This is a genomic window from Parasphingorhabdus sp. (genome assembly GCF_036964565.1).
Classification (GTDB): Bacteria; Pseudomonadota; Alphaproteobacteria; order Sphingomonadales; family Sphingomonadaceae; genus Parasphingorhabdus.
The window spans coordinates 198,519-222,460 of the sequence record NZ_JBALTN010000002.1 but is presented as its reverse complement, the minus strand read 5'-3'; the positions used below and the strand labels follow the sequence as shown (position 1 = coordinate 222,460).

Here is a 23,942-nt window from a genome sequence, read left to right as displayed (position 1 = left end):
ATCGCCGAGAAGCGCCCTTCGACCAGCTCAGCGCTAACGGCGACTAGCCAATCAAAACCAGTCCGGAGACCTTCGGCACCTCAGTCGGCAAAAAGCAGCACCGGGGTTTCCAGCAGATGTTTGAGCGCCTGCACATAGCTGGCGGCATCATAACCATCGACCACCCGGTGGTCGCATGAGATTGACAGGTTCATCAGCTTGCGCGCATGAATTTCGCCGTCGATGATCACCGGCCGCTCGACAATCTTGTTGGGGCCGATGATGGCCACTTCGGGACGGTTGATCACCGGGGTCGTGGCGACCCCGCCGAGCGGGCCAAGCGACGTCAGGGTCAGTGTCGAACCCGACAATTCCGCGGCTTTTGCCGTTCCGTCGCGGGCGGCGGCGGCAAGGCGGCCGATTTCGGTCGCCAGTTGCCAGACATTCATGTCCTGCGCGTCGCGCAGCACCGGCACCATCAGGCCCTGATCGGTCTGGGTCGCCATGCCGAGATGGACCGCGCCGTGACGCGTCACGACACCGGCTTCATCGTCATAGATCGCGTTCAGCATCGGAAAGTCCGGCAAGGAGCGGCAAATGGCGACGATCATCAGCGGCAGCATCGTCAGCTTCGGGCGGTCGCCGCGATTGGCATTGAGGTCAGCGCGCATGTCCTCCAGTTCGGTCATGTCGATTTCGTCGACATAGGAAAAATGCGGGATATGTCGCTTTGATTCCGCCATATTCTGCGCAATCTTGCGGCGCATGCCGATCACCTTGATGGTCTCGTCCTCGCGCTTGCGAGAGGCACCGGCCGGGCGATAACCTTCGCCGGATCCGTAGTTCAGATAGGCGTCGAGATCGCTGTGCCGGATATGCTCGCCCTGTGCCTTCACCTGCCGGAGATCGACACCCAGATCGGCGGCGCGCTTGCGCACCGCGGGGGTCGCCAGCGGCTTGTTTCCCTCGCTCTGCGAGGCTTCGCTCGCGGTGTCGGCTGCGGTCTCTACCGGCGCCGGCGCTGCTTCAGACTGTTTCTCAACAGCAGGCTCGGATGGTGTATTTTTCTCTTTAATATCAACATCTTGCACTGACGTCACGGCGTCAGCCTTGGCATTTTCCGCACCATTGTCGGAAGCTTCCAATTCTTCCAATTTCTCCGGATCGATTTCCCCCTCGACCGCGATCTCGACCAGCATCGAACCGATCGCGATGATATCGCCTTCTTCCCCGGCAATCGCGGTGATCGTGCCCGAAACCGGTGCTTCCATCTCCACCGTCGCCTTGTCGGTCATCACGTCCGCCAGCTGATCATCCTCGGCTACGACATCGCCCACCTTGATATGCCATTTGACGATTTCCGCCTCGGCAATCCCTTCGCCAATGTCCGGCAGGTTGAATATATATTTGCTCATGATTTCAAATCCCCGACAATCTTCTCCAGCGCTTCCCCGATCCGCACCGGTCCGGGGAAATAGGCCCATTCCAGGCTGTGCGGATAAGGTGTATCAAATCCGGTCACCCGTTCGATCGGTGCCTCGAGATGATAGAAGCAGCGTTCCTGCACCAGCGCCGACAGCTCGGCACCGAAGCCGCTGGTCCGCGTTGCTTCATGAACGATCAGGCAACGGCCGGTTTTCTTGACCGACTTCTCGATGGTCTCGATATCGAGCGGCACCAGCGTTCGCAGGTCGATGACTTCTGCATTGATCCCATGCTCTTCGACCACGGCCTTGGCGACGTGCACCATAGTGCCGTAGGCCAGCACCGTCACCGCATCGCCTTCACGGACGATCTTGGCCTTGCCCAGCGGTACCGTATAATGACCCTCGGGCACTTCGGACTCGGCAAATTTCGACCAGGGCGCGACCGGATTGTCATAATAGCCGGTGAACGGGCCGTTGTAGATACGCTTTGGCTCCAGGAACAGCACCGGATCATTGTCCTCGATCGAGGCAATCAGCAGTCCCTTGGCATCATAAGGCGTGGACGGAATCACCGTTTTCAGGCCGGACACATGGGTAAACATGGCCTCGGGCGACTGGCTGTGGGTTTGGCCGCCAAAAATGCCCCCGCCGACTGGCGAGCGGACGGTCATCGGAGCGGTAAACTCGCCCGCCGACCGATAGCGCAGACGCGCCGCTTCGGAGATCAGCTGGTCCATGCCCGGATAGATATAATCGGCAAACTGGATTTCCGGTACCGGCCGCAAGCCATAGGCACACATGCCCACGGCCGCGCCGATGATCCCGCATTCCGAAATCGGCGTGTCAAAGCAGCGGGTCTTGCCGAATTTTTCCTGCAGGCCAGCCGTCGCGCGGAACACGCCGCCGAAATAGCCGACATCCTCGCCCATGATCACGACATTCTCGTCGCGCTGCATCATTGTCTCGAGGCCATTGTTGATGGCCTCTATCATGTTCATGACGGCCATTTGATTTCCCGCTCCCTGTTCGCCTGATCCGCCTGCTCCCTGAGGTGCCAAGGCATCTCTTCAAACACGTCCTGGAACATGGTCTCGAACGGCTGATGCAGTCCGTGACCCAAAATTCCGTTCTTCGCGGCTTCGGTAACCGCCTGTTTCACCGCATCGAGGCATTCCGCGTCCAGCTTCTCCTGCTGCTCGCTACTCCAGATACCCCGGTCGATGAGATGTTTGTTGAGCCGCATGATCGGGTCGCCGAGCGGCCATTCTTCCCGCTCCTGCGCGCTGCGGTAGGCCGTCGGGTCGTCCGAGGTGCTGTGGGCTTCGGCGCGATAGGTGAAATGCTCGATCAGGGTCGGTCCCTGGTTGGTTCGCGCCCGTTCCGCAGCCCAGCGGGTGGCGGCATATACCGCTAGCGGATCATTGCCGTCGACGCGGAGCGCCGCGATGCCATAGCCCGCGCCTCGCGCGGCAAAGGTGGTCCGCTCAGCACCCGCGAATCCGGAGAAGGAGGAAATCGCCCACTGGTTGTTGACGACATTCATGATCACCGGTGCATTATAGACTGCAGCAAAGGTCATGGCAGCGTGAAAGTCTCCCTCGGCGGTCGACCCTTCGCCGCACCACACCGCTGCAATCCGGCTGTCGCCCTTGCTTGCGCTGGCCATCGCCCAGCCCACTGCCTGTGGATATTGGGTGGTCAGATTGCCGGAGACGGTGAAAAAATTCAGCTCGCGGGAACTGTACATGATCGGCAGCTGGCGGCCCTTCAGCTTGTCGGCCTTGTTCGAGAAAATCTGATTGACCATCTCCACCATCGGATAACCGCGGACGAACAGGATCCCCTGCTGGCGATAGCTGGGAAAGCACATGTCGTCTCCGTGGAGAGCCATGGTGGCCGCCACGGATGTCGCTTCCTCGCCCGTACACTTCATGTAGAAACTCGTCTTACCCTGACGTTGCTGGCGATGCAGCCGGTCATCAAAGGTCCGCACCTGCACCATGGTGCGCAGCATGCTCAGGAGCGTCTCGTCATCCAGCTTGGGATCCCACGGGCCGACGGCCTTGTTGTCATCGTCCAGCACGCGGATCATGTCGTGGACCATGTGCTGCATGTCTTTGGGAGCGGTGTGAGTGTCCGGCCGGGGCTGCACACCGGCTTCGGGGATATCCAGATCGCTATAGTCCACCGTGTCGCCCGGCCGAAATTTGGGCTCAGGCACATGCAGGGTTAACGGAGGTAAATTGCTTTTGGGTCTTTCCTCAGCCATCGGGCCTCTCCAGCAAGAATCACGCATGTTTTACGCGACAATATTTGTTCAACGAGCTGTTACAATATTACAGAAAGTAATTTAGGTCAATCTCGCTGTCCTTTCGTAGGCTCAGACCGCAACCGGCGCGGAAATGTGCGACTGCGGACTATAATCGGTCACCGCGAAATCATCGATGCCATAGTCGAATATCGATTCGGGCTTCCGCAGGATTTTCAGCCTGGGCGTGCCCGAAGGCTGCCGTGCCAGTTGTTCTTCAACCAGACTGGCGTGGTTGAGATAGAGATGGACATCGCCGCCATTCCAGACCAGTTCGCCAGGCTCCAGATCACATTGCTGCGCAATCATCCGGATGAGCATCGCTGCAGAGAAGACATTGAAGGCAAAGCCGAGTCCGAGATCGCAGCTGCGCTGATAGAGCAGGCCGAACAATTTGCCCTGAGAGACGTAGAATTGATACGTCTTATGGCAGGGCGGGAGCGCCATCTGGTCCAGCTCCGCGACATTCCAACCGGTGAAAATATGGCGGCGTGACCCTGGATTATCCCTGATGCCAGTGATCAACGCGGCTATCTGGTTGATGCCTTTCTCCTCGCGACGAAAGAGACCGCCTTCCGCCGGCGTATACTTGGGCCAGTCCACCCATTGCTTGCCGTACACCGGACCCAGGTCTCCCCACCGGGCTGCAAAGTCGTCATCTTCAGCTATCCGTTGTTCGAACGTGTCGCGATCCACCTGTTCGCCCGTCGCCTTGCGGTATTTGTCGAGTGGCCAATCGGTCCAGATATGAACATTCTGCCTGACCAATTCGCGAATATTGGTATCGCCGGTCAGGAACCAGAGCATCTCGCGCGCAGCGGTTTTCCAGAACACCCGCTTGGTCGTCAGCAACGGGATGGCATCATCGCCGAGATCAAACCGCATGGTCACGCCAAAAACGGCCCGTGTGCCTACGCCGGTGCGGTCCACGCGTTCATCGCCATGGGTCCAGATTTGACGCATCAATTCGAGATATTGCTGCTCATAATGTTGTCCGGGAATCAAGCGACTATTCTCCACCGTTCTAATCTTGCAACGCTAGACCTGTAAGCGCGGCGGCTCAACCGGCCTGTTGCCCAAGACACCGAATTCCACCATTGTCTTGAACCCCGATTGCGCTTCCATTATAAATAGGGACGCACATCGTTTTTGCGCCAAAGATGCAAAGCGGATCGGGAAGTAGCTCAGTCTGGTAGAGTACTGCGTTCGGGACGCAGGGGCCGGAGGTTCGAATCCTCTCTTCCCGACCATCGCCGGGGGCGATCTGAAGCCAGATGTACCCCTCTCTCCGCTTGTGATCGTTCCGAGACCAGTAACATTTTCAAAGAAAATCGCCACCGCAGAATCGAAAACAGGCGTTAACCTTATCTTGAGCATAGGCATGTAGTGCCTGTCATCATGACCACGCGCGTCCTTATTGTCGATGATCGACCGACCAATCTGAGAATCTATGCTCAGTTCGTAACGCTGATGGGCGAGCAATATTCCGCCGTGACCTTCGCCGACCCTGTTGAAGCGCTCGAGTGGCTGCAAACGAACAAGGCAGACTTGATGGTCGTCGACTATCGCATGCCCCAGATGAACGGTGCGGAATTCATTCGCAGGGTCCGGCTGATGCCGGGCGCCAATGAAGTTCCTGCCATTGTCATTACCGCCCATCAGGACCGCGAGTGCCGTCTTGCTGCGCTGGACGCCGGCGCAACCGACTTCCTGCAAAGCCCCGTGTCGCACGTCGAGTTCTGCAGCCGCGCGTCATCGCTGCTGACCAAGAGCAACAAGGCGGTCACTCTGCGGCGGCGAGCGTCGGAGATTGGGCGCAAGCATGCCGCGTCGGACACAGCGATGGTCAGCGAAGGATCGTCGGGCAAAAGCATGCTCGAACAAATTATCGACACCATTCCGATCATGATCAACGCCACTGACCGCTCGGGAAAATGCCTATTTACCAACGCATATCAATCCGCGCTGTTCGACAAGGATCCAGATGAAATGGTAGGAATGGACTTTGCCGACAATTTCGATCCCACGCTCGCCGCCAATACGCGGCGACGGGATGCCCTCGTGCTGAAATCGAGTCTGGCCATCCCGCATTATGAAGAGAAGATCACCAGCGATGGTGTCGATCTGATCTTTCACTGCAACAAATCGCCATTGCTCAATCACAAGGGGGAGACAATCGGTGTCCTCACCACCGCAGTTGACATCACGGCACGGAAATTCGCCGAGGAACACCGGACCCATTTGGCCCTGCATGACATGCTTACCGGATTGCCCAATCGCGTCCTTCTGGCAGAAAACGTAAAATCCACGATCGAAAACTGCAAGAAAACGCGGACCGAATCCGCGCTCCTGCTGCTCGATCTCGATCGTTTCAAGATCATCAACGACACCCGCGGACATCACAGCGGCGATGCGCTGTTGCGCGAAGTGGCGGAACGCATTTCCAAGATAATCAGTCCCGAAGATTTTGCGGCGCGCATCGGTGGTGACGAATTTGCCATCATCCTGAGTCGTTTCGAAAGCATTGATTCGATCAATTCGCGCTGCTCGAAGATTTTGAAAGCGATTAGCGAGCCTTATGCAATCAGCGGCGTTGGCCAGATAATAAGCGCGTCGATCGGTGTTAGTCTCATTCCCAGCGACGGCGACGAATATGAGGAAGTTCTGCGCATGGCTGATCTGGCCATGTATGATGCCAAGGCCAATGGTCGAAATTGCCACCGGTTTTTCTCTGAGGACATGAACGAGATCGCCCAGGCCGATGCGGCGCTTGAAAATGAATTGCGGGAAGCCTTCAACCACAATCAGTTTGCGCTCGAGTACCAGCCTATTGTCGATGCCAAAACGCTTGAATATGTGGGACTCGAGGCTCTTATCCGCTGGGACCACCCGCAGCGGGGCCGGCTGCTTCCGATCCAGTTCATCCGGGTTGCCGACGAAAGCGGTCTTATGGACGTCCTCGGCAGCTGGGTCATCGGCGAGGTCTGCCGCGAGATCAAGGCTTACGCGGATCGCGGCATTGATCTGCCTCGCGTCGCCATCAATGTTTCGCCAAGGCAATTTCAGAACCAGAATATCTGCGATGAATTGCTGTCAAACATCCAGGCAAATGGCATAGCCCCGTCCAAGATCACTATCGAGATCACGGAAGAACTGCTGATCGACAATAATGAGGAAGTGCGAGCGACGCTTCAACGCATCCGCAGTCACGGGGTAGGAATATCCATCGATGATTTCGGCACCGGCTATTCCTCGCTGCAATATCTGCGGGACCTTCCGGCAAATTGTCTCAAGATTGATCGAACCTTCATTTCCCGGATCGAGCACAGCGCCGCAGACCGCGCGATTATCGGAACGATCGCCCATTTGGCCCATGCGCTGGATATGCGGGTCGTTGCCGAGGGTGTTGAAAATGATGCCCAGCTGGATTTGCTGCGTGTTTCCGGGTGTGACGAAATTCAGGGCTTCAAGATCGCGCGCCCGCAACGGGCCGAAGATCTGGGCAAATTATTTGGTGAGCAAAAAGATGACCCGCCGAGCCGCGCGGCGAAGGGTTAGGCAAGTTGCTAGCCAGCAGAGCTGACCGATCCACTAGAGCGCACGTGCACCACCGCCATCGAAAAAGCGGCATGGACGGCCAGATGCGCGACCGCGAACATGAGATGATCAAAAACCGGATCGTCCTGATCATTCTGGCATGGTCATCCTTTGCGATTCTCGGGGGACCAGCCGGTCTCATCACCGGCTTCGGCATCTATTTCGCTGTAAGTATCGCCGTGGCAATTGCCTATCGCCTCGATCCCCGACCGTCAAACCTCCGCAGATTCATGGGACTGTGCATAGATTTTGGCGCGGCTGCCTTCCTCTTTCAGATCGGGGGCGAGAGTTTTGCCGCGGTCTACCCTGCCCTTCTCTGGGTGATCCTCGGCAATGGTTTTCGCTTTGGCGTCAACTGGCTTTACCTGGCGTCGGCAATGGCGGCCGCCGTTTTCGGCTTCACCATCTATACCGTTGATTACTGGCGCAACAGTCCGTCGCTGTCGATCGGGCTGCTCGTCGGCCTGATCGTGATACCCGCCTATTGCTCCACCCTGATCACCAAAATATCCCAGGCCAAGGAGGAAGCCGAAGCCGCAAACAAGGCGAAAAGCCTGTTCCTCGCCAGTATCAGCCATGAGCTGCGCACACCCTTGAACGCGATCATTGGCTATGGCACTCACCTGCTCGACATGAAGCTGCCGGAGAAGCAGCATCAGATGGTCGCCACAAGCGTATCCGCCGGACGGCATCTGCTGCATCTGATCAATCAACTGCTCAATTTCGCCCATTCGGAATCCCGCGACGAATTGCCCGATCCCAGGCCGTTCTCGCCCGTAGAGATTCTGACCGAAGTGCGCGATATCATGAAGATTGCTGCCGATGCCAAGGATCTGACCATCATCCTTCAGGCAGAAACCGGCAGCGAGCGGGTCGTTGCAGGCCAGCTGGACTATTTGCGCAATATTCTCATCAACCTGACCAGCAATGCGGTGAAGTTTACCGAAACCGGGTCGATCACCTTGAGATGCGGTTTTGCCTCGGCGTATGGCCAAGAACAGATGTGGGTCTCTGTACGCGACACCGGACCTGGAATTCCGAAAGATGCGCAACAGAAAATATTCGATGTTTTCCAACAAGCCAATGACTCAATCGCGAGCGAGTTCGGCGGAACCGGGTTGGGATTGGCGATCTGCCGGAAGCAGGCCCATCTTATGGGCGGCGACATTTCTCTCGATAGCGCACCGGGCGCTGGCAGCACATTCACCCTCTCCTTCCCGGTCGAGCATGTCGAATCGGCAGAAATTTCCGATGACGAGACGTCCGTCCGGATATTGTCTGTCACAGTCGACGGCAATGTACCGACCATCTGCAATGATCGCGATCAAGCCACCGTCATAGACCATATCCAATATCATCATTCGGATGACCTGGCAGAGATTTTGAATGGCCGCAGCCTCGAGCGGTATGACATCGCGTTGCTCGACGAAACCATTGCCCGCGACCACGACGAACAGTCTCCCCTGTGGACTGTGTTTCGCAATGCGAAATTGCCGCCGGTTTTGCTCGAGGAAGGCAAAAAGAGAAACCTCAAAGACATTCAACTTCGGGCGGCTTTCGCGACCGTGCTCCCGGCGGGATCCGATTTCAGCGCCATACGCAGTGCGGTGCGAATTGGATGTTCCTTTGTCAGTCCTGGTGGGCGCGAGAGCCCCGAAATCAACCACGATGCAGAGGCAGCTGGCGCGGCTTCCGTTCGCGTGCTGATCGCAGATGACAATCGTACAAACCAGATGGTCCTCGAAACGATCCTATCCAACGCGGGCCACGAAGTGACTGTTGTTGCCGATGGCGAGCAGGCTCTCGAACAGCTCGAAACCGGTCTGTTTGACATTGTTTTCCTCGATGTGAATATGCCGGTCATGGGGGGCATCGAATGCTGCAAGTTGTGGCGACAGATCGAAGGTCCACGACAACATGTCCCCATTATCGGCCTGACAGCTGACTCCACTGCTGAAACCGAGAAGAAATGTCTCGATGCGGGAATGGACTTGCGAATAACCAAGCCGATCGAAGCCACGGAGTTGATCGCCGTGGTCGCATCGCAGACGGATCAGAAAAGTCGCCAGAAGACCAACAATATTGCACCCGATCCTTTGGGCGTGGTCACCAGTATCGATGCCAGACTACACGAAACGACTCCGCCGGCCATTGATCCAGCCCAGTTGGACTATCTTCTTTCGATCGGAGATGAAGCCTTCGTCCAGTCCATAATCGAGGCCTATCTGGAGGACGCGAGCGAGATACTGCAATCCTTCAAAAAATCGGTCGTGGAAGAATCGGTCGATGACTTCCGGTTTCATGCCCATGCCTTCAAAAGCGGCGCAGCAAATGTCGGTGCGCTGCTGCTTGTCGAGACCTGCGCGATGCTCGAAGTGATTTCCGAACCGGAATTCAGGAACCGCAGGTTCGAGTATCTTGCAAGAATCGAACGGCAGGTTGACGATATCCGCACCTGTCTGGAAGCCAGATCCGCAAATAGCGAAGAGGATCAAACCGGCGAAAAAGCAGCAATGCTATAGATTGTCCAGCAAGCGCTCAGACGGTACGCAACGACCGGAGAATACGCCGATCCTGCGCAATTGCCAGTCGCTCCATTTTTCGGACGTCAGCCTCTTCGAGATAGAGCGCGGTCTCGGCCCAAGTATCGGTGATTTCCAGCAGCTCTTCCAGGCTCACCGGATTGGCAATTTTCCGTGCACGATAGACCGCCCGCTCGGCATGGAAACGCTTTCGATTTTCCCGGGTATATTCGACGATCGCGGCTTCCCCCATTCCGTCCTCCGCCAAAATATCGACAACGCCCATGTCGTATAGTTCTGCAGCAGTGAACAACTTGCCCTCAAGAATGAAGCGCTCGGTTTCTTTTCGGCTCAGGCGCTGACGCAAGAAGCTGTAGGCGCCCATGCCGGGGAACAGGTTGAATAGAATCTCCGGCAGACCCAATCGAGCGCTTTTTTCAGCAACGAGTATGTCAAAAGCCAGCGCATGCTCGAAGCCCCCGCCCAACGCGTCTCCCTGAACGAGCGCCATGGTAATGATCGGCGCGCCAAATGCGGTGCTGTTCTCATATTGCATATGCACACAGGTGCGGGCGTATTTCTTCAAGGCACCCAGATCACGCCGGCGGATACACGCGGCGAAATGCTTCAGATCACCGCCGAGGTTGTAGATACCCGGCGTTCTCGAACCGCAGACGAAATAGCGCAAGGGATCCGAATCCTTGGTTCCCTCTCTCGCATATGTCGAATGTATCCAGTCCTGGACCTGCTGTATCTCGTCGCCCAGTTCATAAGTGTAGCTCGGACGTGATGTCTGGTTCATGTAACACCAGAAAATCTCATCGGAACGGTCGAACCGAAGCTCGATCTCGCGAAACTGTTTGGCAAAAATGTCAGGGTCGGAGATGGGCAGCGTCTGGACCACCATATCATCGGCTCCCATCGGCAAGTTCCGATCCAACTCGTTGGCAGCGCGACTACGAAAGTCCATATGATACTCCATGTGTGACGAGGGTATGCAGCGTTACAAAGCCTAACAAAATCCCCTGCCTACGGAATAAAATTTTATGGTATGCCCCATTTCAATGCAAGTAAAACCGAGAAGATTTCCTAACATGCTTAATTGACTCGCAAATTTACTTATTCTGGAGTCGTTTAGTCCCCAGAAAACAGGGTGCGTGTTTGTTAATATCGGCCAGCAAACAACAAAATTCTCGATTTAGTCCTGCTAACCCGACTTGGTTTTGCAGGAATAATCGCCCCTCACGTTCACCATTTTCAGCCTGCGTCTGACTCCGCTCCGGCGGACTGGTTCACCAATCCGCGAAAAGCGCGCACGGCAGAGCGTTTGCCCTTGGTGACCTCGAAAACATCTTCGGCAATGGGCATGGCGACGCCGTATTTCTTCGCCAGCGCGATCACCGTTGGCGCGCTTTTTACGCCTTCTGCAACCATGTGCATTTCTTCGATGATTTCATCGATAGGGCGTCCCTTGCCGAGTTCCACCCCGACATGCCGATTGCGGCTGAGGGGGCTGGTGCAGGTGGCTATCATATCCCCCATGCCCGTGAGCCCGGCGAAGGTTTCAGGCTTGCCGCCCATGGCAACCCCAAGACGGGTTATCTCGGCAAGGCCTCTGGTTATCAATGCCGAGCGCGTGTTGTCCCCGGCGCCCAGGCCATCCCCCATACCAACGGCGATGGCAATGATGTTCTTCAGAACGCCGCCCAGTTCGCAACCCAGCAAATCAGTGTTGGTGTAGACTCGAAACAAGCCCGAGTGAAACAGCTGCTGCAGCTGCTTCACGATGATCTCGTCTTCCATGGAAATGACACTGGCAGCAGCCTGACCGGCCATGATCTCCCGCGCCAGATTGGGTCCGGTCAGAACACCGACCGGATGTCCGGGGAGGACTTCCTCGATAACCTCGGTCATGCGCTTGCTGGTTGCCAGTTCCAGGCCCTTGGTAAGGCTGATCACCGGGACCCAGGGCCGCAAATGCGGCCTCGCCTCTTCCAGAACGCTGCGGAAATTGTTCGATGGTATGCCCATCACCAGTACATCGGCGCCCGCTACGGCCTCGCCAATCTCCGAGGTCGCCGTCACGGCCGGCGGCAATTTTATTCCCGGAAGATATTTGCTGTTGCAATGATTGTCGTTGATATCGGTAACGGTTTCGACATCCCGTGCCCACAGCTTGATCGGAGCGTTGCGTGATACCAAAGACGCTACGGTCGTGCCCCATGACCCGCCGCCAAGCAATCCAACCTTCAGTTCCATAAACACCCCCCAGCGACTCTTCTACGGAGAGTCGACCCGATGCAAATTGAAGGGGATTTCAGTATTTTGCAAGGAACTCGCGATGCCGAGCCGCAGTTGCCTTGGGGTTTTCTATCATCGGCACATGCCCCACGTCCTCGAAAATGACCGATTCCGCGTTGGGAATGCCGTCTTCGAGAACCTTGACGCAACTGACGTCAATCAGCTGGTCATGGCGTCCCCAGATGATCAACGTCGGCGCCTTCACTTTATCCAGCTGGTCATTCAATGGCTTCTCCGTGCCGTCTTCCACGAGATTCCAGAAAATCTTGTCGAGCAGGTCACGGTGGGCCGCGAAATCCTCGTAGAAAATCTTGCGAAACTGGCCGGGAATCTTCATCGGCTTGTGCGCGACAAAAGCCATCATCCGCTTGACGTCGTCCGCGCTGTGAATCTCCAGCGGGTTCTTGCCGGTGAGCGCCTGTTTCTGGAGCTCGCTTTCTTCGGCGCCCACGACCCCGGCGTTGTTGAACAAGGTCAGCGAAAGGAGGCGCTCGGGATAATCCAGGGCGAAGCGCAAGGCGACGAAGCCGCCCATGCTGTTGCCGCCCAAATGACATTTCTCTATCCCCATCGCGTCCAGAAAATCGCGGACCCGCGTCGCTTGCGTAGCCATGTCGTAATCATGGCCTATATCGCGAATGTTATCGCCAAATCCCGGCAAATCCGGCGCAATGAGCCGATATTTCCCAACCATTTCGGGCGCGTACATCGCCCAATTGTCCTTGTCGCCGCCAAAGCCGTGCAGCAGCACCAGCGGTTCACCCTCTGCCGGACCGCCTTCAAGATAGGGCCACACCAGATTGCCCACTGTGATGGATTTTTCCGCAAGCTTGCCCTTGCGGCGGAGCGTGTTGCGGAGAAACGAATATAGGCGACGCGGGGCAAAGGCGTAAATCGCAAAAAGGGACAGCAGCACCATCCCCAGGATAGTCAGAAATAGTTGAAATGCCTGCACCTCAGATTCCTTCCGCAGCAAGTTGTTGGTCCAGCCACCCAGTCATATCGCCGAGGACCTTGTCCTTCTCCGGTTCGTTGAAAATTTCGTGAAACAGTTCGGGGTAAATGATCAGTCGCTTTTCGGTGGACGAAATCTGAGCGTGGAGAAATTCAGACCCGTCCGCAGCGGCAAGACTGTCCTTTTCACCATGCAGCAACAGCATGGGCAGTGAAATCCGGGCAGCACGATCTTGGATATCAGTCATGGCCTTGAGCATTTCCGCTGCCAGTCTGGCGCCCATCTTGCCATTGTAGACCAGCGGATCGGCCAGATAGTCGACAACGACTTTCGGATCACGGCTGACCCCGTTCGGATCCAGTTGCACCACCCCGAGCTTGGGGAAAAACCGCGACAGAAACCCACTCACACCCTTCAGCATGGCAGATGGTTCCTCAGCGGCCTTGATGGCCGGCCCGGACAGAACACAGGCAGAAAACTCCGATTCATGAGAAAGCAGGTAGGTGGCACCGATCAGGCCGCCCATGCTGTGGCCGACGAGAACAATCGGTAGTCCGGGATAATCCTGTTTTGCGGCAGCGAGCAGCTGATCTACGCCATCGTGAAAGACGGAAAAACCGGGTACGAAACCGGGAACGCCATCGGATTTGCCATGTCCCCAATGATCGACGGCAAAGACCGCGTACCCCTTGCTGACGCAATGAGCGGAAAAATACCGGTATCGACCTGCATGTTCCGCATAACCGTGGATCAGCAGGATTATCGCTTTCGGAGCACTATCGGGGGTCCACGTCTGCAGGTGCAATTTGGCACCGGCTGCCTTCGACCCCATGGGCAGCTTCAGCGATCCTTCTTGCTCTCTCAAGCGATCTTCCTTTTTTTGACCAGTTCATGGTCATGCGCCAGTTCATTTTCATACTCGAACAGGATGCGATCGAGCGTTTGACTTATCTTGGTCTGGGTACGGACCATCTCGATCTTGGGCCAGGTGGTACGTTCGCCCAGTTGAATCAGTTCGGCAATATCCTCGACCGGCAAGTTGCTCAGAAGCTTGGACGGACCCCAAAACATGGTCGGACGTATGATATTGATATCGCCGGTATAATCCTGATTGATCACCGACAGGGCCATGTTGGCCATGCTGTTGAGCCGAGGGAAATAGGACAGAGGCTTCTGCATGATTTCGACATTGGCATTCACCCAGGCCTTCATCGTCGCCGTCGTTGCGTTCCGGATGGACGAAAGCGGATTGCGCGTCTGACTGACGTCGGTGGCAAACGGGGTGATCAGCGGGTTTGCCTGACTGACAATATGGTGGTTCACCCCATAAAGCCGCGCCAGGCGCTTGACCGGCAGATCATGGGTCACCGAACCGTCGACCCACTTGCGGTTGGGCAAATAGGGTACCCGCTCGCCGCGATGGTCTTTCGCTGCCAGCGTAACCGGCGGGTAGATGCCCGGTACAGCGCAGGATGCGAGAACCGCTTCGCGAATGAACACATTGGGAGAGGCAATGGCGTTGAGCAAGCGCGAAGTCTGGTGCTTTTCTGCCGGTGCGATGGAGACATTCAGGTGACGGCCGGTTAGCTCATAGGCCTCCTGAAACGTCAGGTCGGGCAACAGGTCTGCCAGGCGCTGACGAATTTCATCCGCCCGGATCCGTCTCGGCCCACCAAGCAATCCGCCATTCCCATGATCGTCATGGTCGGTACTGATCACCAGATTTTCCGGATCAAAAAATGGCGGGATCTCGCCATCCGTATGGGTACTCATCAACGCTCCGACGACCGAACCGCCGCTGGATCCCGACATGATATGGGGCAGCAACCCCTGCTCCCATAGTGCTTTTGCCACCCCCACATGAAAGTAGAGATAGGCGCCCGATCCGCTCATCAGAAAAGCGGAACGCCCATAGCAATGTTGGGCACGGCGGAAAAAGTCCAGCTTCTCTTCAAACGGGATGTCGGTTACCTTGGGGCTGGCAAGATATTCGAGTGAATTTGCAATCGCATCGACATAGTCCTGGATCAGCTGCTTGGTACCGAATTTCGCCTTCTGGTAAAGCCGTGCATGGCCCATCCCGTCCATATTGCCGTGGATGCCTTCGTTCAGAGCGTAGAGCAGTCCGGCATTGTCCTGAGATTTCCAGAGCTTGGACAGCCGTTTCAGGCGGCGGCGGATCGATGTGTGATCGAAATGCTTGCTCTCATCAGATGCCTTCCAAATGTCGACCCCGGTGGATGCGTCGTGCGCTTTCGCCGCTTTCGACCACTCCGAATAGCTCTGGGCCTGCGCCATCGCCTTTTCCATTTTCAATGTCGTATTCAGAATCATCTTCGGTCCGTTCTTTCGCCACTATTGCATATGGCCGCATTGACCACCCGGGAATCGGGCGACCTGAAAATATATCCGCTCCTTATTTCACTTTCGGCTTGTTGCCGCCGACGGGTTTCGTCCCGGTCGCTCGGGGTTTCCTGGCGACCCGTCGATACATGACCGATCCGTCAGTCGGGACTATCGGCTTGTCTGGTTCCGCCGCCGCTTTTTCGATCCGTTGCACAACGCTACTTGCCTTGGCTTCGCGCAACTCGTCAAACGCTAATTGCAGACATTCCCGAAAAAACTCAACATCTGGCATCATCTTGCGATCGGAAATGATGCTGAATGATATCGTTCCGTTGTAACTCGGCGTTGCAATGAACAGGCCCATTCCATGCGCCAGCGGCGCCAGGCCATATTGATGGGTAAGCTTCGCACCGTTCATGTACAGCTGGATTTGCGGGCCCGGAACATTCGAGACCATCAAGTTGCTCATTTTTGGTGCAAAGCGCTCGTCGGTCAGAATTCTCGCCACACCTGCCATTGTGACACCAGGAATATGCTTGGTCAGGTCGGTCATGATCCGGGCGCTCAACCCCGACTTCGCCGCCTTGGTTTCACGGGTTGTGTCCTTGATCGCCTCGAGACGCTTGATCGGGTCGGCAATATTGGACGATATCTTGATCGTCATCGCCGAAATATTGTTGCCGGGGTTCGCTTCGTCGCCCGAACGGCTCCGCGCATTGACGGGAGCCACAGCCACCAGAGATTCCTTCGGGAGCTCCTTGTGCTTGTTCAGATAGCGGCGCAACGCGCCGCTGCAGATTGCCAGCACGACATCGTTGATCGTCGCATCGGCCACCTTGAGGCGCATTTTTTTCAGTTCTTCGAGATCAAATGTCACTGCATCAAACATCTTGTGCGGCGTGACGGGGCCGTTGAAACGGGTTTGCGGAACGCCGGTATTGGTCTTTTCGTCGCCCCCCTTGAAACTGTTCTGCGCAGTGGAAAGAAGCGCCGGCGTAAATTTCAGCAAAGCCTGAGTGAGTTTTACCGGCGAGGTAACCGTGCTGTTTATGGCCCGGCTTAGAATCTCGGACGCGGTTGGCAGTTTGTTTCCCGACCCTTTCCCTTCGGGCAAGGGTATCGCGGGCGTGCCTTCAACATCCTTGTCAGAAATGGCAGCAAAGAAATGCGCGCCGGACACGCCGTCGATGGTGGAATGATGGATGCGCGTCAAAATGGCGTAGCTGCCCTTGGCATAGCCCGGGATATTGTCGAGCCCCTCGACGACGTACATGTCCCAGAGCGGACGGGTCATGTCCAGCGGCTTGCTGTGATGCCGGGCGACATGGATGCAAAACTGCCGCCAGTCGCCTGGCTCGGGAAGGCGACTGTGCGAAATATGCGCTTCGAGATCGAAATGCTCGTCCTCGACCCAATAGGGATGATCGATGTCCAGCGGCAGTCGATACAGTTTGCGCTTGAACATCGGGGACACGTCCATCCGCTTGCGCATATGATCGATGATGTCCTTGAACCGCACTTTGCCCCCCGGAGCGGTCGACGGGTCGTAAATATAAACGGCCATCAAATGGGTCAGATTGGTGGCGGACTGAATATACAGAAACTGGGCATCTTGTGCGCTTAATTGACTTATATTGCTCTGCTCGGTCATCCAGCGGATCCTTTCAGGGGCTCGGTCATTCAAATATCCTGTCAGCCAGTGCCAGCAGTTCGAGACGGGACTTTTCCATCCGCCGGGAAAGCGCCTTGAACTTCCGCAACAGCGCTTTCCGCTCGGCGATCGTGGCGGGCGTGGTTTCTCCGGTCAGCCCAAGACCCGCCGCCATCCTGAACCCGTTTTCAAAGAGGATTTTCCCGATCGAGGCCTCGCTGGTTATCCGGCGCAGCAAATAGGCCTGGCGGCCCTCTTTCAGGGCCATATCCACGCAACTCTTCTTGTCGATGGCGTGACCCGGCTCAAGGCGCGAAAGAATATCGAGAACGATGGTATAGGCCTCGACAAAGGGCAGGAACACGGCGTGGCCGATGAGCGGCTGGAAGCGATTGGTCAAACTCGTAAGCTTCACCCCGCCTTCCGCAAGCTTGGCTCGCCACTCCGGATCCGCGCGCTGCAATTCTGCCTCCAGATTTTCGCGATATTGCTGCTTCTCGGGATAGAAGAATTCGAACTTGAACAGATCGCGCAGACGGTCGGTTTCTTCCCAGAACACCTCCGCCGCGCTTCGGTCACCGACCTCGCGCGCCTTGAGGATCGACAGTTCGATTATCGCCTTGTCGAGAAAATGATGAATGATCGTATTCCGGTAATAGCTGGCGATCGGATGCTGGTCCGGCTCGATCGCATAGACCAGGGTTGATCCCTTGTCGTAGCGGACCAGCAGGCCGTTGTTGACCAGAGTCTCGATCACGCTCTGCACACCTTCCAGATTCTTGTCGGTCAGATCGTCACTCATCCGGATATTGCGCTCCCGGGCCCAGCCGACGAGGAAGTTGATGACCGCGCGCAACTCTTCCTCGGTCATCGCCCTCGGTGCCGTGCCGAGCAGACAGAGACACATCAGCGACGTGAGCGTAAGCGGTGTGGCCCGGTTGGCCTGGACCGCCACCTCGAACGCCATCTTGGACAGCGCAAGGCGATCATTCGGACCGGGCGCCTTCTTGACGATCACAGGCTCGCCGAAATCGACATAGACCTTGCCCATCGGTTCGCGCAGGCTGCGCAGATAGCCGATGAACCAGCTCAGCGATTCCGGCTTCTTGATCCGTCCCGTCTGCTCGCTCGCATATTCCTCGACATCCCGGATCAGGTCAAAACTGGTAACCACCGGGATGATATGTACATTCTTGATGTCATTGCTGTGCGCGCTGTCCATCACATATTTGAGCAGGCCGTAGCGCGGCGGCATCAGCTTGCCCAGCCGCGACCGGGTGCCCTCGAAGGCCCATGTCATGGGAAAACGCTTTTCCAGCAGATAGCTTACATAATAGCGCAGGACGAGCTTGTAGACCGGGTTGTTCTCGAAGCTGCGGCGGATGAAAATGGTGCCGGCGCGGCGCAGCATGAACCCGAGACCGAAGAAATCGAGATTGATGCCTCCGAACACATGAATGAGCGGCAGGTCATTCTGATAGGCAAGATCGGTGGCGGTTACACCATCGATATAGGTTTTGTGGGTGAACAGCAGCAAGGTTGGATGCTCGCGCATGGTCTTGCGCAAGCGGGTGAGTTCTTCAGGGTCAAAAACCACATTGTCTTCATAACCCTGAGACAGCATGAAGCGATCAAGCTTGGCCTTCATGTCGATAAACAGCGGGCTGGGCCGGGCGATCAGTTCCTTCATATATTTCGCGGCCTGCTCATAGAGCGCGGTTTCGCTCGTGCACATCTCGCCGGCGAGCTGGGTCATCGCGGCGCGAAACCGTGCATCGCTTCTCAGGCCATCGGCGACATGCCGTGGTACCTTGTAACGACGCCCCCGCAATCCCCGCTCCGCAATGTCCAGCACGAGGCCCGCCTGCCTTACCACGAAGGCGGCGAATTCCTGATTGTCTGTCTGGTCATAGTCCCTGCTGATGTCCGCAAAGCGGTCCTCTAGCTCGCCGATCGTGGCCGGCTGACCGGTCAGGCAATGCGCGCGGCGCTTGTTTCGCAGGAGGATCGACTTTGCCCGCAAACTGCCAGGATTGCGGGGATCACCCAAAATCACATGGCGCAGCTTGACCGCGCGGTTCTTCTCGAAATTGGGGATGCGCCAGGCGATGCGAACCGGCACCACCAGCGTTTCCGGATTTCCCTTCAGCTTCTCGGCCAGCCGGTCGAGGCGTATCCTCGCGCGTTCATCGGAGATCGGAAGACTGACCCAGTTCAGCTGCCCCCCGGGGCCACCCTCTGCCATGGAGCTGTGCAGCCAGTCGAGCAGATGGCGCCGTTCGACCCCGTTGCGCGCATCGATCACAAATAGCTTCGGACCTTGCGCAAGCAACGCCCCCGAATGTGCTATCTGCGTTGCTTCGTCCATCCCCGCCCCTTGGTTCCTGCCTATTTCGCCGCTTCGCTCACCGGCACTCGTGCGGTCGCGGATTTCCTATCCGGGGTAGATCGGTTTGCCGTCGGCTTTGCAACGGCTTTTTTTGCTACTGTCTTTTTGGGAGCCGTCTTAACGCTTTTCTTCCCCGCTGCGGCCTTTTTTGCTGCTTGCTTGCCTGTTCGGGCCACCGGTTTACCAGCTTGCTTCCCTACTCCCGTCTTTTTTGCCGGTGCCGCCTCCTCGTTGACCAGCGCCTCGAGCGCCTCCTCCTCTTCGGCCTGACCCAGCGCGTCGAGAAACATCCCGCGCACTTCGGCCACATGCTGGTTCAATGTCCGGGTGGTCCACCGGCTGGTGTCGACGGCGGGGAGTACGTCAACCCGCACCTTGGCCGGGCGCATGAGAAACTCGTTTTTCGGCGCAACATCCCCGGCATTGTGAATCACGATCGGCACCATCGGCACACCCGCCTGGATCGCCATGTGAAAGGCGCCCTTCTTGAACGGGCCCAGTTTCGGCGACAGCGTGCGCGTGCCTTCAGGGGCGATCACGATCGACTTGCCATCGATCTTGACCGCGTCAATCAGCGGCGCCATCGCCTTGATCGCGCTGCCAGCGTTGGCCCGGTCGATGAAGACGGTCCCCGCCAGTTCCATCAGCTTGCCGATCACCGGTGTATCACGGACTTCCTTCTTGGCCACGCCGCCCATGTCCCGCCGGATCAGCTTGGCGAGGATCATGACATCGGCCTTGCTCTGATGGTTGAAGACAAAAATGCAGGGGCGCGAGGTCCACAGATTTTCCTCGCCCTTCACGTCCAGTTCGCAACCGGTCAGTGCTGTGGCGATGTCGCCAAACAGGCCGGTCGAGAAATTCATCGCCTCGCGCTGCGATCCGGTCAGCGCCCAGATCGGCAGCGAGGCAATTGCCGAACCGATCAGCGAACCGGTGGCATAGATTGTCCGGACATAATCCACCGGCTTGCCCTGCCCGCGGCTTTCATATTTCTCCAAAGGCCAGCCATGCTCCCGCGCGGCCTCGCGCAATCTGGTGTTGGGGTTCAGCGGCCTTGGCTTGCCGACGCGTTCGAGCAATTCGATATCGTCATAGCTGTCGGAGTAGAAATAGCTGTTGTCGAGATCCAGCCCATAGTCGGCCGCGAGGTTTTCCGCAGCAATGACCTTGCCCTCGCCGAAGCAGAGCGGGCGGATGATATTGCCCGTGAACTCGCCATTCTCGACTTCATATTGCGAGCAGAGCACATGTTCGATGTCGAGATCGCGGGCGGTCGGCTCGATCTGGTAGATGGTGGCGGATGAGACGATGGCGATGGTATGGCCCTTGGCGCGATGCGCTTCGATCAGCGCCCGTGCTTCGGGGTAGACCTTGCGGGCGATATATTTGGCGTAAAGTTCTTCGCCGAATTCGAAGTAGCTGTCTTCGGTCACGCCCTTCATGAATTTGGCGGCGCCGGTCATCAGGCCGGAAAAGCCCATGTTGCCGGTGCTGTACTGGGCCATGACATTGATGGTTTCGACGACTTCGTCGGCGGTCATTTCCCGCCGCTTGATCTTTTCCCAAAGCATGGCGGTGGCCGAATAGCCGGCGATGATCGTGCCATCAAAGTCGAACAGCGCCGCGATATGCGGGCCTTCCGGCGCATCCAGAACGTCCTGCAAATGGGATTGATAGTCAGCGCTTTTCTTCTTGGTCATCCAGATGTCCTTTGCCCTATTGTCATCGTGCCAAAAAACAGCCGGCTTTCCCAGCGATTATTGCGGAAAAGCTCGATTTGACCCGCATGCAATGACATCTGTTGCAACCAAGGGAGCCGAGCGACCACAGGACAGAACCGGCCTGCCCTGTGGCCATTCCGGATCACTCTAGTATCCAACCTCCCACATCAGGGAAACCGCATAGGCGACCAAACCAAGCAATAACCCGAGAAACAGCCAGTTTTGCCAAGTGATGCCCAGCTGTTTGCGGTTGTCATGCCGGAACGCCTCAAGCCGGTCAGTGATGCTCTCGTTGCAGGTCAGCAAGGCGGTTTCCAGCGCCGACGCTGTGGTCAGAAAGGTCAGGATCGCGATCCTTTCCTCTGCAGTGACCGACGGATATTTGGACAGCAGGCTTTCTATATGCAGCCGTCCGTTTTCTGCCGCAGGCGCGGCAGAGTCATTTTCTTTTCCATTCATATCTGTGCATTTCAATTTCAGTCACGAACAGTCGGCTGGAAAGCCAGCGCCGTTCAGTGATATGATCAAAAGGCCCGTGGGGCCGGTTATTTCTAAGCTGAGAAATGCAACGGTGGCGCGCGCGCGGATATCGACCGGGAACCGTCCCGGTATAATATATGCTCCGCAACAAATCCCGAAATGGCGGCAGGACGGGCAGACTGGTAAGCAGCGCCGAACCCGGGATAATTGCGCAAGGTCGGCGTTTGTGGCGTCTGGTCCGGCCCGCTGTCCTGGGGGACCTGCTGTCGAGCCGAAGCTATGATATGGGCCGTCTTCGTCAGAGCATAAGGCGCCCAATCCGCCTTTGCCATGACCGCCGACGGCTCGTCATTCTGCCCGGGGCCGAGACCCCATTGGGTATCGAACTGCGCGGCCAGCCCGAGGCTGGCAAGGATCAACCAGCCGCTCAGGACCAGCCGAGCCATCCACGCGGGATGACGCTGACAATCGATCTCGGCAGCCGGTTGGGACAAATGCGAAACTCTCAAATATGGAAGCATTGGAAGGTAAACGAAGTGGAGACGCCAAGCGGAAAGTTCAAGACAGATTCGACATTGCGCGCCGCATAATCACGAGGTGACGGGTTTGATTGTCGGAAGCAACGACAAAGCCCAGAGCAACTATGCCCCCCTGCCCGTGCCGATCTTCTCTGGTGGGGAAGGATTTCAGCGGACGCTCCAATATGGGTTGCAGCACTGCCGGATGATCGCTACATGCGGCCCCGTCATGAGGTGCGTTGGCTGAGTGGTCGAAAGCGCCGCACTCGAAATGCGGTATGCCAGCAATGGTATCTAGGGTTCGAATCCCTAACGCACCTCCACTGACAGAATGGCGGCCAGAAGCCCGCCGAATTCGCCAATCCCATATAATATCAAGCATTTCGACAAGGAGCTCAAGGAACGTGTCTCCCTGTCGGCGGCAATGATGCCGCCAATGATATTGTCAGGGTCACACGGGGTCACACCCCCCAAAGGGCTATTCCCTTATTCCCCTGAACGGGGATGGATGACAGATGAGTTTCACCAACGCCTGACCAGAGAACAGGCGGGGACCAGGCAACGAATCGCGCCGGACGAAAATCTTCATGCCGCCGGGGACCGATAGCGCCATGCGTACCAGACAGACTGAGATGTAGGAAAGCCCATTTCGCGCGACAGCGAATCTATCTCAGACTATCGTTCATAGTGCAGCCCTACGAAGTCCCCAAGGCGCTCAGCCCTTGGACCCGCAACGTACCAGGTCCGCGTTCGCGGCACCCGAGAGTTTCAGCTGGTCCATCTTCGGCAAATCCAGGCGATAGGAGCGATCAGACGCATTCTGCCCTTCTGCCTTGCACTGGTTGAGGCTGACGGTCAGGCTCGACCCGTCGCCGGTGATGCCCTTGATCATGCACGCGGTTTCGCCATAGGTGACCTTGGCTTGATCCAGCTCGAGATATTGTTCCGAACCGGCGCATTGTCCCTTTGGCGCATAGCTGCCCAGATAATAGGTGGCGTAGCGGGACTTGGCGGGCAGCGTTATATCCTGGTTCAGTTCATCATTCTTGCCGTCCGTCGGATCGATATCCGCGCCAGCCTGGTCCATCCCGGCAAGCGATTTCTTCGCCAGTATCTCGTCCGAATTGGCTGAATTGGCGGCGTCGTTCATGGTATCCGTATTTTCTGCCATCGGCTGGCCAGAACCATCGGCACCGCGCTCTTCCGCCTGACAGGCGGCGAGCAGCGAAATGCCGGCGAGCATCGCAATATGTCTTTTCATCTCCACTTCTCCTATTTGCAATTGCAGATTTTTCGAACGGGCGCTGGATTCCCGCTTTCGCTTTTATACATGAAGTTACGCGAGATCGGAAATTAGGTTCCGCGCCTTTGCTGCTTGCAGAAATCGGGGCCGCGAAAATCAATGGCACCGGAAATTTCATGTGCCTCGAAGAGACGCCGCTTTCCCGATTATTATCGTTTCAAACGGAACCAAAACCGCTCCCCAGTCATTGATTGGGTAACCCCAACATAAAGGAGACAAGATATGAACGAGAACACAATCAAGGGAAACTGGGAACAGGTCAAAGGCAACGTCCAGAAGAAATGGGGCGAACTGACCAATGACGAACTGGACCAGATCAATGGCGACCGCAAAATTCTTGCTGGCAAGATCCAGGAAAAATATGGCCGCGCCGAAGATGAAGCGGAGCGTGAAATCGACGAGTTCGAACGGTCCTACTGAACCGACAATTTCCCGCACCAAT

18 protein-coding genes and 2 tRNA genes are annotated in these 23,942 nt (G+C 56.8%); 5 read left to right on the top strand and 15 right to left on the bottom strand.

The window, feature by feature from the left end:
* Positions 1–80: 80 nt before the first annotated feature.
* The 4 genes from V7650_RS03100 to thyA all read right to left on the bottom strand — a co-directional run bounded on the left by V7650_RS03100 (position 81) and on the right by thyA (position 4,719).
* Positions 81–1,394: a dihydrolipoamide acetyltransferase family protein gene (locus V7650_RS03100; protein ID WP_335654772.1), complete on the bottom strand. Its 1,314-nt coding sequence runs from the start codon at positions 1,392–1,394 to the stop codon at positions 81–83.
* On the bottom strand, positions 1,391–2,413 hold the full coding sequence (locus tag V7650_RS03095; RefSeq protein ID WP_335654771.1) for an alpha-ketoacid dehydrogenase subunit beta: 1,023 nt from the start codon (positions 2,411–2,413) through the stop codon (positions 1,391–1,393). The genes V7650_RS03100 and V7650_RS03095 overlap by 4 nt, the downstream gene beginning before the upstream one ends.
* On the bottom strand, positions 2,401–3,675 hold the full coding sequence (locus V7650_RS03090) for a 3-methyl-2-oxobutanoate dehydrogenase (2-methylpropanoyl-transferring) subunit alpha (protein ID WP_335654770.1): 1,275 nt from the start codon (positions 3,673–3,675) through the stop codon (positions 2,401–2,403). Before V7650_RS03090 ends, V7650_RS03095 begins: the two co-directional genes overlap by 13 nt.
* Before the next feature lie 111 nt (positions 3,676–3,786).
* Positions 3,787–4,719 carry a thymidylate synthase gene (gene thyA, locus V7650_RS03085; RefSeq protein WP_442955248.1) on the bottom strand — a complete coding sequence of 311 codons (933 nt, stop codon included), beginning with the start codon at positions 4,717–4,719 and terminating at the stop codon, positions 3,787–3,789.
* A 168-nt stretch (positions 4,720–4,887) separates the two neighbouring features.
* Here thyA and V7650_RS03080 point away from each other — a divergent pair.
* The 3 genes from V7650_RS03080 (at position 4,888) to V7650_RS03070 (ending at position 9,833) form a co-directional block, all read left to right on the top strand.
* Positions 4,888–4,964: transfer RNA gene (locus tag V7650_RS03080), tRNA-Pro, on the top strand.
* Positions 4,965–5,112: 148 nt separating this feature from the next.
* Entirely contained in the window at positions 5,113–7,272 is a 2,160-nt protein-coding gene (locus tag V7650_RS03075; RefSeq protein ID WP_335654769.1) for a putative bifunctional diguanylate cyclase/phosphodiesterase, read from the top strand.
* A gap of 44 nt (positions 7,273–7,316) precedes the next feature.
* Positions 7,317–9,833: an ATP-binding protein gene (locus tag V7650_RS03070; protein ID WP_335654768.1), complete on the top strand. Its 2,517-nt coding sequence runs from the start codon at positions 7,317–7,319 to the stop codon at positions 9,831–9,833.
* A 16-nt stretch (positions 9,834–9,849) separates the two neighbouring features.
* On the opposite strand, the gene V7650_RS03065 is transcribed toward V7650_RS03070, so the two are convergent.
* The 10 genes from V7650_RS03065 to V7650_RS03020 form a co-directional block, all read right to left on the bottom strand.
* Positions 9,850–10,737, bottom strand: a complete 888-nt coding sequence (locus tag V7650_RS03065; RefSeq protein ID WP_335654767.1) for a crotonase/enoyl-CoA hydratase family protein — start codon at positions 10,735–10,737, stop codon at positions 9,850–9,852.
* Positions 10,738–11,090: 353 nt separating this feature from the next.
* Positions 11,091–12,092 (bottom strand): NAD(P)H-dependent glycerol-3-phosphate dehydrogenase, encoded by a 1,002-nt coding sequence (locus V7650_RS03060; RefSeq protein ID WP_335654766.1) that lies wholly within the window; start codon positions 12,090–12,092, stop codon positions 11,091–11,093.
* Positions 12,093–12,150: 58 nt separating this feature from the next.
* Complete coding sequence (locus tag V7650_RS03055; protein WP_335654765.1) at positions 12,151–13,089, bottom strand: alpha/beta fold hydrolase; 939 nt, start codon at positions 13,087–13,089, stop codon at positions 12,151–12,153.
* Between the two features lies 1 nt (position 13,090).
* On the bottom strand, positions 13,091–13,954 hold the full coding sequence (locus tag V7650_RS03050; RefSeq protein WP_335654764.1) for an alpha/beta hydrolase: 864 nt from the start codon (positions 13,952–13,954) through the stop codon (positions 13,091–13,093).
* A complete protein-coding gene (locus V7650_RS03045; RefSeq protein ID WP_335654763.1) occupies positions 13,951–15,423 on the bottom strand; it encodes a DUF3336 domain-containing protein in 1,473 nt (490 codons plus the stop codon). Before V7650_RS03045 ends, V7650_RS03050 begins: the two co-directional genes overlap by 4 nt.
* An 82-nt stretch (positions 15,424–15,505) precedes the next feature.
* Positions 15,506–17,086 carry a WS/DGAT/MGAT family O-acyltransferase gene (locus V7650_RS03040; protein WP_335654762.1) on the bottom strand — a complete coding sequence of 527 codons (1,581 nt, stop codon included), beginning with the start codon at positions 17,084–17,086 and terminating at the stop codon, positions 15,506–15,508.
* Positions 17,087–17,111: 25 nt separating this feature from the next.
* Complete coding sequence (locus tag V7650_RS03035; RefSeq protein WP_335654761.1) at positions 17,112–19,454, bottom strand: glycerol-3-phosphate 1-O-acyltransferase; 2,343 nt, start codon at positions 19,452–19,454, stop codon at positions 17,112–17,114.
* Positions 19,455–19,474: 20 nt separating this feature from the next.
* Positions 19,475–21,178, bottom strand: coding sequence for an HAD-IB family hydrolase (locus V7650_RS03030; RefSeq protein ID WP_335654760.1), 1,704 nt, complete (start codon positions 21,176–21,178; stop codon positions 19,475–19,477).
* A 168-nt stretch (positions 21,179–21,346) separates the two neighbouring features.
* On the bottom strand, positions 21,347–21,658 hold the full coding sequence (locus V7650_RS03025) for a hypothetical protein (protein ID WP_335654759.1): 312 nt from the start codon (positions 21,656–21,658) through the stop codon (positions 21,347–21,349).
* Positions 21,659–21,750: 92 nt separating this feature from the next.
* The gene (locus tag V7650_RS03020) at positions 21,751–22,173 is read right to left on the bottom strand and encodes a hypothetical protein (protein ID WP_335654758.1); all 423 of its coding nucleotides are present in this window, start codon (positions 22,171–22,173) and stop codon (positions 21,751–21,753) included.
* A gap of 257 nt (positions 22,174–22,430) precedes the next feature.
* Between V7650_RS03020 and V7650_RS03015 the strand changes: the two genes are divergently transcribed.
* Positions 22,431–22,520, top strand: a tRNA-Ser gene (locus tag V7650_RS03015).
* A 392-nt stretch (positions 22,521–22,912) separates the two neighbouring features.
* Here the strand turns inward: V7650_RS03015 and V7650_RS03010 are convergent.
* Positions 22,913–23,458: a hypothetical protein gene (locus tag V7650_RS03010; protein WP_335654757.1), complete on the bottom strand. Its 546-nt coding sequence runs from the start codon at positions 23,456–23,458 to the stop codon at positions 22,913–22,915.
* Between the two features lie 264 nt (positions 23,459–23,722).
* Between V7650_RS03010 and V7650_RS03005 the strand changes: the two genes are divergently transcribed.
* A complete protein-coding gene (locus V7650_RS03005; protein ID WP_335654756.1) occupies positions 23,723–23,920 on the top strand; it encodes a CsbD family protein in 198 nt (65 codons plus the stop codon).
* Positions 23,921–23,942 lie beyond the last annotated feature (22 nt).

Coding starts and splice junctions, on each gene's coding strand:
- V7650_RS03090 (WP_335654770.1), bottom strand. CDS start 3,675: ATGGCTGAGGAAAGACCCAAAAGCAATTTACCTCCGTTAACCCTGCAT.
- V7650_RS03095 (WP_335654771.1), bottom strand. CDS start 2,413: ATGGCCGTCATGAACATGATAGAGGCCATCAACAATGGCCTCGAGACA.
- V7650_RS03025 (WP_335654759.1), bottom strand. CDS start 21,658: ATGAATGGAAAAGAAAATGACTCTGCCGCGCCTGCGGCAGAAAACGGA.
- V7650_RS03010 (WP_335654757.1), bottom strand. CDS start 23,458: ATGAAAAGACATATTGCGATGCTCGCCGGCATTTCGCTGCTCGCCGCC.
- V7650_RS03060 (WP_335654766.1), bottom strand. CDS start 12,092: ATGGAACTGAAGGTTGGATTGCTTGGCGGCGGGTCATGGGGCACGACC.
- V7650_RS03030 (WP_335654760.1), bottom strand. CDS start 21,178: ATGACCAAGAAGAAAAGCGCTGACTATCAATCCCATTTGCAGGACGTT.
- V7650_RS03100 (WP_335654772.1), bottom strand. CDS start 1,394: ATGAGCAAATATATATTCAACCTGCCGGACATTGGCGAAGGGATTGCC.
- V7650_RS03005 (WP_335654756.1), top strand. CDS start 23,723: ATGAACGAGAACACAATCAAGGGAAACTGGGAACAGGTCAAAGGCAAC.
- V7650_RS03035 (WP_335654761.1), bottom strand. CDS start 19,454: ATGGACGAAGCAACGCAGATAGCACATTCGGGGGCGTTGCTTGCGCAA.
- V7650_RS03040 (WP_335654762.1), bottom strand. CDS start 17,086: ATGACCGAGCAGAGCAATATAAGTCAATTAAGCGCACAAGATGCCCAG.
- V7650_RS03045 (WP_335654763.1), bottom strand. CDS start 15,423: ATGATTCTGAATACGACATTGAAAATGGAAAAGGCGATGGCGCAGGCC.
- V7650_RS03075 (WP_335654769.1), top strand. CDS start 5,113: ATGACCACGCGCGTCCTTATTGTCGATGATCGACCGACCAATCTGAGA.